Source organism: Acidovorax sp. HMWF018 (assembly GCF_003061035.1).
Taxonomy (GTDB): Bacteria; Pseudomonadota; Gammaproteobacteria; order Burkholderiales; family Burkholderiaceae_C; genus Acidovorax; species Acidovorax delafieldii.
Window position 1 is genome coordinate 1 of sequence record NZ_QAIM01000474.1, and the last position, 11,180, is coordinate 11,180.

The 11,180-nt window shown below is 65.0% G+C and carries 8 protein-coding genes and 1 pseudogene; 2 read left to right on the forward strand and 7 right to left on the reverse strand.

Annotation, left to right across the window (positions count from 1 at the left end):
- Positions 1 to 527: 527 nt before the first annotated feature.
- From DBR23_RS20065 to DBR23_RS20080, 4 genes are all read right to left on the reverse strand, one after another.
- Positions 528 to 2,711: a TonB-dependent siderophore receptor gene (locus DBR23_RS20065; protein WP_108499370.1), complete on the reverse strand. Its 2,184-nt coding sequence runs from the start codon at positions 2,709 to 2,711 to the stop codon at positions 528 to 530.
- A gap of 78 nt (positions 2,712 to 2,789) precedes the next feature.
- Positions 2,790 to 3,539: a TonB-dependent receptor gene (locus DBR23_RS20070; protein WP_108499371.1), complete on the reverse strand. Its 750-nt coding sequence runs from the start codon at positions 3,537 to 3,539 to the stop codon at positions 2,790 to 2,792.
- A 257-nt stretch (positions 3,540 to 3,796) separates the two neighbouring features.
- Positions 3,797 to 4,021 carry a hypothetical protein gene (locus tag DBR23_RS20075; protein WP_108499372.1) on the reverse strand — a complete coding sequence of 75 codons (225 nt, stop codon included), beginning with the start codon at positions 4,019 to 4,021 and terminating at the stop codon, positions 3,797 to 3,799.
- On the reverse strand, positions 4,018 to 5,220 hold the full coding sequence (locus DBR23_RS20080; protein ID WP_108499373.1) for a PepSY domain-containing protein: 1,203 nt from the start codon (positions 5,218 to 5,220) through the stop codon (positions 4,018 to 4,020). Before DBR23_RS20080 ends, DBR23_RS20075 begins: the two co-directional genes overlap by 4 nt.
- A 371-nt stretch (positions 5,221 to 5,591) precedes the next feature.
- On the opposite strand from DBR23_RS20080, the gene DBR23_RS32190 reads away from it, so the two are divergent.
- Together DBR23_RS32190 and DBR23_RS20090 are read left to right on the forward strand one after the other, a co-directional pair.
- Complete coding sequence (locus tag DBR23_RS32190) at positions 5,592 to 7,217, forward strand: methyl-accepting chemotaxis protein (RefSeq protein WP_146191382.1); 1,626 nt, start codon at positions 5,592 to 5,594, stop codon at positions 7,215 to 7,217.
- Positions 7,218 to 7,268: 51 nt separating this feature from the next.
- Positions 7,269 to 7,871, forward strand: coding sequence for a hypothetical protein (locus DBR23_RS20090; RefSeq protein WP_108499374.1), 603 nt, complete (start codon positions 7,269 to 7,271; stop codon positions 7,869 to 7,871).
- Positions 7,872 to 8,054: 183 nt separating this feature from the next.
- Here DBR23_RS20090 and DBR23_RS20095 read toward each other — a convergent pair whose 3' ends face one another.
- From DBR23_RS20095 to DBR23_RS31270, 3 genes and pseudogenes are all read right to left on the reverse strand, one after another.
- A complete protein-coding gene (locus tag DBR23_RS20095) occupies positions 8,055 to 10,229 on the reverse strand; it encodes a TonB-dependent siderophore receptor (RefSeq protein ID WP_108499375.1) in 2,175 nt (724 codons plus the stop codon).
- 177 nt (positions 10,230 to 10,406) lie between these two features.
- On the reverse strand, positions 10,407 to 10,739 hold the full coding sequence (locus DBR23_RS20100; RefSeq protein WP_108499382.1) for a DUF3325 domain-containing protein: 333 nt from the start codon (positions 10,737 to 10,739) through the stop codon (positions 10,407 to 10,409).
- A gap of 5 nt (positions 10,740 to 10,744) precedes the next feature.
- Positions 10,745 to 11,180, reverse strand: a pseudogene (locus DBR23_RS31270) (PepSY domain-containing protein); the annotation flags it as partial.

Consider the following 11,180-nt stretch of genomic DNA (forward strand, 5'->3'; position numbering starts at 1 on the left):
TTGTCTTGATCTGCGGCCATTGCCAAGGTCTGCTGCTTCATCTGCGGATAACGTTTGACCCCTCTCAATGGTGGACCTTAATCAGCGTTGCCTTAAATCAAATTTTGTTTGATGACAAATAATCACCGGCCAAAAACGCACAGGGGTGATGCCTTCGGGCCGCCGCTACAAGCAAGTTTGGTGCCTGTGGTGATGTGATCGTTGCACTTTGCAACGGAAGGGGATGCTACTGGCCGCCGTGATTGGCCGCCAGCGGGGTAAACACCTTTTTGTCATCAAGATGTCGTTGCGGCGCAACATGGTTCTGGTAGGGCACGCCAGAACCGACCCGGGGCGTAGCCCGGCACCCCCGTCAAGGTCGCGAATGCAGCGCAAGCCCCACGTGGGCTGCCATCGGCGTGCCGCAGTGCCCGGGCTGCTGCCGCCGTGAAGGCGCTGCAAGGGCCGCGAGGATTGCAGGCGCTGCAGGGCGGCTGGTGGGGTTCGTGGAGTGGGCGACGACCCCTTGAGGGATCGTCAACGGGCCCCTAGAACCGGTAGGTCGAGGTCAGCGTGTAGGTGCGCGCCTGTCCGTAGAAGCAATCCCCGCGTGCCAGGCACTGAGTGATGTGCACCTTGTCGGTCAGGTTGACCACGTTGAAGGCCACGCGCCAGTCGCCAGCGTCGTAGGCCAGCATGGCATCGGCCAGGGTGGCGGCAGGGGTGCTGATGGCGCTGGTGCCGCTCCATTGCGAGCCGGTGTAGCGCACGCCCGCGCCCACCACCCAGCCGCCACGTCCCTGCGCTGCAAAGCGGTGGCTCAGCCAGGCCGATGCGGTGTGCCGGGGCACGCTGGCCACGGGCTGGCCCTGGTCGCCTGCGTTGCTGCGGCTGATCTGGGCGTCGGTGAAGGCGTAGCCCACCGTGAAGTCCCACTGGCGCGCCAGGCTGGCCTGCACCTCCGCCTCGAAACCGTTGACCTTTACTTCGCCGATCTGCAGGCTGTTGAGCGGGTTGCCGGGGTCGGTGGTCTTGCGGTTCTTCTCGCGCAGGGTGTACACAGCGGCAAACGCACTGATGCCCTGGCCTGGCGGCTGCCACTTCACCCCGGCCTCCCATTGTTCACCGCGCTGGGGTTTGTAGGGGGTGCCGTACGCGTCGAGCCCACCCAGGGGCTGGAACGATTCGGAGTAGCCCACATACGGCGCCCAGCCGCCATCCATCTGGTACGTGACGCCTGCGCGTTTGGTCCAGGCCTTGTCGTCCACGGCAGCGGCAGGGCGGCCTTCGGTATCGGTCTGCGCACTGTCGTGGCGCAGGCCCAGCGTGGCCGTCCAGCGGCCCCATTGGATCTGGTCTTGCGCGTAGAACCCCAACTGCTTTTGCACCACGCTGGGCTGGCGCACCAGCTGCGCCGCAGTGGGTGGCGTGAAGTTGCCGTACACGGGGTTGTACACGTCGATGGACGACGCCACCGCTCGCCACGCCTGCTGGCCGGTGTGGTTGCGCTGCACGTCCAGGCCTGCGAGCACTGTGTGCGCGGTACTGCCCGCCTGCAGCTTGCCTTCGAGCTGCGTGTCGATGAGCAGCATGCGGCCGGTGTTGAGGTTCCACACCGCATCGCGCACCAACGTGCGGTTGTCGCTGTTGAACACGGGGCGCGCAGGGCGGCCGGTCCCAGCGTTGGCGGTGAAGCTGGTGTAGATGGTGCGGTAGTCCACCTCGCTCACGGTGCGGCGCAGGTTCTGGCGCACTGTCCAGTCGCTGTTCAGACGGTGGCTGAACAGGTAGCCCCAGGAGTTGTTGCTGGTGTCGTACGCGTCCCAGCCCGGCTCGCTGATGAAGGTGTTGCGCGGAATCTGTCCGTACTGGCTGGGCAGCTGCGTGCCTTGCCACGGGAAGAAGCCAATGAGCGAGCCGCTTTGGTCCTTCTGGTGCAGCGCCTGCAGCGTCAGCGACGTGTCGGCATTGGGCTTCCAGGTGAGCGATGGCGCAAACACCACGCGGTTGTCGTCCACATGGTCCACCTGCGTACCGCTGTCGCGGCCCACGGCGACCAGGCGGTAGAGCCACTGGCCGTCTTGGTCGAGCGCGCCCGTCAGGTCGGCGGCGATCTGCTTGCGCGCGTTGTTGCCCAGCTGCACCTGCACCTCGCGCAGGGTGTCGGCCTGCGGGCGTTTGCTGGTCAGGTTGAGCACGCCGCCCACGCTGCCCTGGCCGTACAGCACGGAGGTGGGGCCGCGCAGAAACTCCACACGTTCCAGCGTGTACGGGTCCGGCCGGCTGGTGTTGTAGGTGCCGTAGGTGCGCAGCAGGCCGTCCTGGTACTGGCTCACCGTGCCGCCGCGTGCGGCAAAGCTGTCCACGCGGCTGTCGAAATAGTTGGACACCGCGCCCGCTGTGTATGCCGTCACCTGCCGCAGCGTCTGAACGCCCTGGGCTTCCATCTGGTCGCGGGTGATCACGCTGATGGCCTGGGGTGTTTCGATGAGGGGCGTGTCGGTTTTGGTGGCGCTCAGCGCACGCTTGGCCACAAAGCCGGTGACGGGTGCGGTGGGGTTCTCCTGCCCCGCGCCCGAAGAGACGGTGACAGGGGCCAGCGTGGTCTCGGCCGTGGTGGTCGGAGCGGTTTGTGCATGGGCAGCGGCGCTGCACAGCAGCAGCAGGGCGGCCTGTGCCACCGCGGTGCGCGGCGCGCAGCATGCGCGCGAATTGGATGCGGAAGGATGCATGATCTGCTATTAATTGGATAGCTACTTGGGCATATTCGACTAGCGCAAGCGGCCGTTTTGGCTTGAAATGGGCGCCGGTCAGCGTCCCGCAGAGGCGGGAGTGGCCGCTGGGGGCAGGGACGGCGACGGCATGCCGTCGGCCAGCACAAAGCTCAGCGTGGTCACGTAGCTGGCTTCGCCGTACGGTGCGCCATGTGCCTCACCCGGCGTCTTGTCGCTGTGCTTCACCTCGGCCACGTACTGGCCCTTCCAGGGGGTGACGAAGGTCACTGTGCCGTCTTCACCGGCCTCGGCCTCGCGCGTCCAGCCCGAGGGTGCGGCCAGCTGCACCTTGGCCTTGGGCAGCGGTGCGCCCTGATAGACCACTTTCAGCTCACCCGGCTTGCCGGTGGGCACCAGGTCCAGCGGGGCGGTGGGGGCCACGGGCTTGGCCAGGCTGGCCACCCAGCGGGCCGAGGGCTGCCAGACCATCGCGGGCAGGTTGCGCTTGCTGCGGTCGATCAGCGGGTAGGTGGCGGTGGCAAACAGGGTGTCGGGCGTGCCGGCGGCGGGGTAGACAAAAGCGTCCTTGCCCAGTTGGCCTTCCACACGCTGGGCGGCGGCGCCCGTGCGTTGCTGTTCTAGCACGGGCACGCCCTTGAACTGGTCCAACCGGCCGGGCGAAGTCTCGCGCAGGTTGTCGTTGAACTCCCCGAAGTGCAGGCGCGCCTGGCCCCCGGCGTTTTCCAGCCACACCTGGTGCGCGTGGACAGGGGCCAGTGCGGTCACGCTGGCGATGGTCAGCGCGGCAGCCAGCCAAGGGCGTGGGAAGGTGGGAGCACAAGACATGGATATTTCCTCTCTTTGGTTTGGGATTCGGGAACGCCGCCAAAAACGCAGCGCGCAGCCCGCCGCACCCCCCCGGGTGGGTGCAACAAAGCTCACTTTTTGGTAGCTGCCTGCGCTTTTGAGATAAGCGCTGGGTGGCTTTTTTGATCTGAACGTTGCAGCGCCCGGCTCACACCGGACGACAGCGCAGATCGGTGGGCCGTGGGGCCCGCTTCAGCGACCGCCGTGAGGTCGTCATGACAGCCGCCGGAAAACGCTCACAACTCCGCGCTCGCGCGCGGGTTCTTTGCTGGGGGAGTCGGCACCGGTGCGCGCGGCCGGCCGTACCAGCCCATCACCCCCACGGGGATGCCCAGCGCCACCCACGACCACCAGTCGCCCCAGGTGTCGGACACCAGGGCCGTGAGCAGCCCGGTGGTGGTGAGCACACCCATCACGATGGGCCCGCCCCACAGGGCCCAGAAAGGGCTGCGCTTGTTCATACGGCCCCCTCGGTGGTGCGCGCTGCGCCCGATGTGGGCAATGCGCCGCCAGCCAAGTGACCGGTGACGCTGCCCGCGGCGTTGGGCGAAGGGCTCCTTGTCTGTACGCCCTTGCGCAGCCACAGGTACAGCCCGCTGCCCAGCACCACGATGGTGGCGATGTCGAGCAGCGCCCAGAGGATCTTCATCGGCATGCCGCCGTAGTCGCCAAAGTGCAGCGGCTGCGACACGAGCAGCGCCGTCAGGTACCACGGCAGCGTGGGCGATGCGGTGACCTGCGCTGTGCGCGCGTCCACCAGCACGGGCTTGAGCAGGCGCGAGGTGAGCGGCTCGTTGCCGCGCAGGAAAAACGTGTTGTGGTGCGGGCTGGAAAACGCCGTGCCCGGGAACGCAATGAACGACAGCTTGGTGCCTGGCGCCTCGGCCTGCGCGGCCTCCAGCGCCTGCTGCAGCGGCGCCCGCTCTGCAGCGGGCACGATGGGCTGGCCCTCATACGGCTTGAGCAGCACCGAGAGCTGGTCGTACTGCCAGTACTTGATGAGCAGGTCGGCCCACGTGTTGATCATGCCCGTGCCACCCACCACGAAGGCCCACACCAGCGTGACGATGCCCAGCAGGTTGTGCAGGTCGAGCCACTTCACCCGCGTGGACCGATCCCGCCGCACCTCGCCAAACGCCAGCTTGCGCATGAACGGCGCATACAACACCACGCCGGTGACGATGGCCACCAGCAGCAGCAAGCCCATGAAGCCCAGAAACAGCTTGCCCGGCAGCCCCGCGAACAGGTCCACATGCAGCTTGAACATCACGTACATGAAGCCTTCGTCAAACCGTGGCTGCGCCAGCACCTGGGCCGTGCGGGCATCCACCGCCACAGAGCGGAAGTCATCGGTGGGCGCCGGGGTGGGCGTGAGCGTGACGAACCAGACGTTGTCATCGTCCTCCGCATGCGACGCGAACTGCACCACCCGCTCGGGGTGCAGCGCCTGCGCGGTGGCCAGCACTTGGTCCAGGCTCGCGCGCGGCGTGTTGGCAGGCATGGCGGGCGCCTCGACCTCGGTGCCCAGCAGGTGGCCGATTTCGTGGTGAAAGATCAGCGGCAGGCCGGTGATGCACAGCAGAAGCATGAAGACGGTGCACACCAGGCTGGACCATTTGTGGGTCCAGCTCCAGCGGCGCAGGGCGGTGGGGCTCAGCATGGGATGAGAACCTTGTTGAGCGATTTGCTACCGCAAGGGCTTTGAGTTTCAAAGCGCTGCGCACGCACGCACTGAAGAGCCAGACGCAAAGCGGCGGCCAAGCCGGAAGGATCAGAGAGAAAGGAGTGTTTCAAGCCAGGCAACCCGAATGCATCTGATGACGGAGGGAGCTGGCTGCAGCCGAGAGAAAGGGCTTTGGCTTGCGGTAACCAAATTTTATCCCGTAAATGCGAATGATTCCCGATCAATTGGTGTAGTTTGGAAAATTTGACTGCAGTGCGGCTGCTTCGATCTCTAATTGATAAAAACAAATTGACTAAAATGATAAATTCGTCAAAAATTGCGCCACGTCAATCAACAAGGTGATATGCATGAACCGCAACCGCATGACCGTCCGTAGAAAACTGAGTCTGGCCTTCGGCCTGATGGTGACCCTGATCCTGCTGGTGGCTGGGATTGCCATCTATGACATGACAAAGCAGAAGGACCTGTTCCACGACTACGTCACCGGCATCAATGCCCGCGCCCATCTGGCGAAAGACGTGCAGTCGGCCGTCAACCGCCGTGCCATTGCGGCGCGTAACCTGGTGATAGTCACCTCGGAATCAGAACGCGCTGCTGAGAAGCTCGCGGTGAGCAAAGCCCATGCTGATGTTCAGGACCGGTTGGCTCGACTGAAAGAAATGGCCGCAGCAGGCCATGTGCCGGCACACATCAAGACGCTTGTGGACGACATCGACAAGATCGAACACGCCTACAGCCCTGTGGCTTTGAAGATCGTGGATCTGGCGCTGAATGGCCAGCGGGATGAGGCCATCACCATGATCAACGAGAAGTGCCGCCCTCTGCTGGCCGCGCTGGTCTCCAAGACCAATGAATACCAGGCTGTCACCGACGAGCGATCAGGCCAGCTTGTGCAGCAATCTGAGTCGGACATGGCCGCGCAGCGCACCTACCTGGTCGCCCTTGCTTTGGCGGCGGCATTGGTGGCGCTGATCTCTGGCTACCTGATCACACGCAGCCTGTCGCGTGCACTGGGGGCTGAGCCTGATACGCTCAGCGATGCGGCGCGCCGCGTGGCGAATGGTGACCTGTCGAAAATGGACGGAGCGGACACCGCCATCCAGGGGAGCGTTCTGGCTTCTTTGAGCGCTATGCAGCAGAACCTGGCGGACATCGTTACCAAGGTGCGCGGCGCATCCGAGTCCATCGCCATGGGCACGTCCGAAATTGCACGCGGAAATATCGACCTGAGCCACCGTACCGAAGAGCAGGCCAGCGCCCTGCAGCAGACGGCCGCCACCATGGAGCAGTTCAGCACCACGGTCCTCAACAACGCAGAGAACGCCAAGTCAGCAGATCAGTTGGCCATGACCGCAACCACCGTCGCCACCCAGGGGGGCAAAGTGGTATCGCAGGTGGTGGACACCATGCGGGGTATCAACGACAGCTCACGCAGGATTTCCGACATCATCGGCGTGATTGACGGCATTGCCTTTCAAACGAACATCCTGGCGCTGAACGCCGCTGTGGAGGCCGCGCGGGCGGGTGAACAAGGGCGCGGGTTTGCCGTGGTGGCCACCGAGGTGCGCAACCTTGCGCAGCGCAGTGCCACGGCCGCCAAGGAGATCAAGGCATTGATCAGCGAAAGCGTGGAAAAGGTGGTTGCCGGTACCCAGCTGGTGGATCAGGCGGGCCAGACCATGGACGAAGTGGTTGGCGCCATCCAGAGTGTGAAGGAAGTTGTGGGGCAGATCAGCGCTGCCATCTCTGAGCAGAGCTCCGGCGTGTCCCAGATCGGCCAGGCGGTGAACCAGATGGACCAGGTCACGCAACAGAACGCAGCGCTGGTCGAAGAAAGCGCGGCCGCAGCGCAGAGTCTGGACATGCAGGCCCAGCAGCTGATACAGGCAGTGCAGATCTTCAAGATTGAAGAGCAGTCGGGCGCTCCTTTGGTCGGCTACACGCGGCGACCCAGTCTTGGCTATGCGGCCTGAGCCGCTGCGATGTACTGCCCTGATTTGTCCGCTACGCGCTGGAAGTCGGCAATGACTGATGAGTCCACACAACTGATCCAAGAGCTGTTCACGCGGCAATTCGACTATTTGCCGAAGGTGGAAAGCCCAGAGCAGCGCAAGGGCACACTGGGAATCGTGAACCTCTTTGCATTGGCTTCCCACATGCTGACGGCCATGTCCGGCACATTGGCCATCGTTTCTGTCGACGGGTTCGGTGCGAACCGAGCGGGTGAGGATGCCGTTCTGCATGACCTGGTGCATCGATTGGTGGATCTCTCCGTGCAGACGTCCTCGTCATTGAATCGTCTGATCGGCATGACGATGTTGGCGATGCAAAGCGAACAGATCACCGCTCCTTGCGCGGCCGAACGGGAGAGTATCCGGCAGGTGATGACCACCGGATACATCTACATTGATGCCTTGAATGCGGTGGCACTGGAAACCACCAACATGGCCCGCTGGCGCGGAGTGTGGGTACGCAAAGCCACTGGTGCCCATCGCCCCGCGCAGTTGGCGCAACACGACGACCCAGAAGGTGACAAGGCCAGGCAATCGGTGCGTACCTTGATTGCGCAGATCGTGGAGCTGGGGCTAAGGGCTGATCTCTACGACGGCAACTGGAGCATGTGCTGACCGCGGCCCGCTCCCCGAGCACTGCGATCCCTGTGACCGCAGGAATCTTTTCGTCGGGGAAATTGCTATATTTTCAGTAGCTGCTGACGAGCTTTGGCAGTTCGTCAGCGACATCTAGGATTCAGCTATGACATGTCCAGTGAAGCGGCGGGTTGACTGAGATGCCTGTGCCTCTTGGCCACGTCAGAAGTACGTGCGCAGCGTGACCTGCAAAGCACGCGGGGAGCCTGGCAGGATCAGGTTGTCGTTGCTGCCATGGGCCGACACGTAGTACTTGCGGTTGAGCAGGTTCTTGATGTTCACATCCACCTCCCACTTTCCCTGCGTGTACTGCAGGGCCGCGTCCACTGTGGTGTAGGCGGGCAGGGTGACCAGGTTGGTCAGTGAGGTAAAGCGCGCACCCACGTAGTTCACACCGCCGCCCGCGCGCAGGCCGTGGCCGAGGTCCTTCATGGCCCACAGGAAGGCCGAGTTGCGGGGCGTGAGCGCAGGCACTTTGTCCTGGGCGGCAATGGCGGCGGTAGGCAACTGGGTGGAGGTGGTGGTGGCCAGTGATTTCGTCATGCGGCCATCCAGCCAGGCGTAGCCGGCGCTTACATCCCAGCGGCCGTGCAGGCGGCCGTTGGCGGTCAGCTCCAGGCCGTTGGTGCGTTGCGTGCCCACGTTGATCTGGCGCGAGGGGTTGGAGGGGTCGGTGTTCTTGATGTTGGTGCGCTCCAGGTTGAAGAGCGCGCCCGTCACGTTCATGCGGCCATCGAGCAGGTCGAGCTTCACGCCGATTTCCTTGTTCTGCGTGATCTCTGGTTCGTTGGCGGTGTTGTTGGCGGCCAGTGCAAAAGTCTCTGCCGAAGGCTGGAACGACTTGCTGTACGACACGTAGTACGACACGGCGTCGCTGGGCTGCCAGACCAGGCCTGCGCGGGGGCTGAACTTCTTGTCAGTGCGCGACAACGCGGAGAGCTTGCGATCAAACTCGGTCTGCTGCTTGAACACGTCGTAGCGCGCACCCACCATCGCCTTCCACTGCGGGGCCAGCGTGATCTGGTTCTGCCAGTACAGCGCCGCTGTGTCTTGGGTGGTGTGGCTGGGGATGGCGCTGTCGGCGGTGTAGCTGGCGACAGGTATCACCGGAGCGGCTACGCCGGCGGGGTTGAAGATGGAGACGCGGTCTGCTCCGCCCGACACGGACTCCGCGCGCTTCTTCTGCCGGCCCAGTTCCATGCCTATCAGCCACTCCTGCTTCAGGCCCCCGAGCTGGTTGCGCCAGGTCACGTCGGTCTGGTTGAACAGGCCGCTTTCGTCGCGCAGGATGAACGAGCGTGTGCGGCCCACGGTCAGGTTCACCGGGTTGGTGGTGCCGCCGGGCAGGGTGTTGTAGCGGTCCAGCGTGTAGTCGTATGCGCGTGTCACATTGCGCACCGACCAGTCGTCGTTGAAGCGGTGGTTGAGGGTGGCCGCCAGCGATTGCATGGTGCTGGTGGTGGTGTCGTCTTGTGCGGCGTTGCTGGAGCCGTAGTAGGTGCTGGCGGGCACGTTCACTGGACGGCCGTTGAGTGCGGGAATGCCGAAGTCCGTCAGGCGCTTGTCGCGCGCGTTGGTGTACTGCAGCAGTAGGTCGGTCTGCGCCGCGAGCTTGAGCGCGAGCGACGGCGCGAAGTTGTGGCGCTTGATGAACTGCTGGTCGCGGTAGCTGCCCGAGTCTTCGACGGCGGCGTTGATGCGGAAGGCAGCGGTGTCGCTGATGCCTACATTCACATCGGCCGTGGCGCGGCGAAAGGCGTAGCTGCCCAGGCCCAGAGAAGCCTCCCCCGATGTCTCGCCAAACTTGGGTTTCTTGGTCACGCGGTTGATCAGGCCGCCCGAGGAGCCGCGCCCGTACAGCACGGCGGCGGGGCCCTTGAGCACCTCCACGCGCTCGATGTCGGCCAGGTCGCGGAAGTACAGCGCATCGTCGCGCACCCCATCCACGAACTGGTCGGCAATGGCGGTGAAGCCACGGATCACCACCTGGTCACGCTGGCCGTCGCCGTGGCTCATGGCCACGCCGGGTACGTTGCGCAGCACGTCTTCCATCGACCGCGCACCCTGGTCGCGCATGAGCTGCTCGGGTACCACGTTCACGGCTTGGGGCACATCGCGCAGCGGCGCGCTGCCCTTGGTGGCCGAGGTGCTGACGGCGGGCGAATAGCCGTCATCGCCGCTGGTGGACTGCACGGTGACCTCGCCCAGCGTCTGGGTCGGCGCAGAGGGCGGTGTTGCTTGTGCCAGCGCGGTGCCGCAAAACGCGGCCAGGACCGCGGCGGCCAGCGGGTGCAGGGCCTTGGGGTGGCGGAAGGGACGGTGGAAAGGTGCGTGCATGGTTTGTCCTTGGTGTGTGCGCAACGCGGTTGAAAACGGCTCCGCAGGCACCAGGCCTGGCGCGGGCCCATGGGGCCGGTGGCTGGGAGGGGTGCGGAGAGTGGGAGAAAAGGAAGCTGAGGAGGGCGGTGGATCAGAAGGAGCGGCGAGCCCGCAGGGCCGCTGCATCCTTTCCGCTCACCACCCCCCGGCCCAGGCGGCGAGGCCAGCCAGCAGGGCCAACCCCGCCAGCAGCGGTATGCGCCGGGGCTGCCAGGTCACAGTGGCCGTCACGGCCACGGCAGCTACTGACAGGGCCACGGCCCATGCGGTCACGCCGAGCGATGCGGGCACGCCATCGGCCGGGTGTGCGGCCAGCCACAGCGACAGCAGCAGCAACAGCCACCCCGCGCGGCGCAGCTGTTGCAGGCGGCGGGCCGCACCTTCGCGGCCTGTGGCGTCTTCATGGTGGCGGTCCATGCCCAACGCCATCACCGACCAGGCCGCAAAACACAGCAGAAATGCGGACATGGTGTTCAAGCCCCCGACGTTGAAACAGACACTTCGGGCGCAGCGGGCAAGGCAGCCGCCGGGGCCGTGCGGGGCGCCTTGGCCGCCGCGGCGGTGCCCCGGGGCCAACGGCCCGGGCGCAGCCGCCACGACAGCCAGCCCAGCACCAGCCCAGTGGTCAGGAACGCCAGGTCCATGCTGGCCCACACCCATTCGCCCGCAGGCAGCGTGACGCCCAAGTGGGCGTGGGTGGTCAGGGCGTTGATGACCGGAAGCAGCGCCCACACCAGCCCCGCTGCGCCCAGTGGCACCGACCAGCCCATGCGGCTAGGCCGCGCCACGGCGCAGGCCAGCGCCCACAGCAGGGCCAGGCCCCAGGCGCTGAAGAACCAGGCCAGTTCCACATCGGCCCGGCCCTCTGCGTTCAGCGGGACCAGGCGGTTGGAGGCGATGTACACGCCG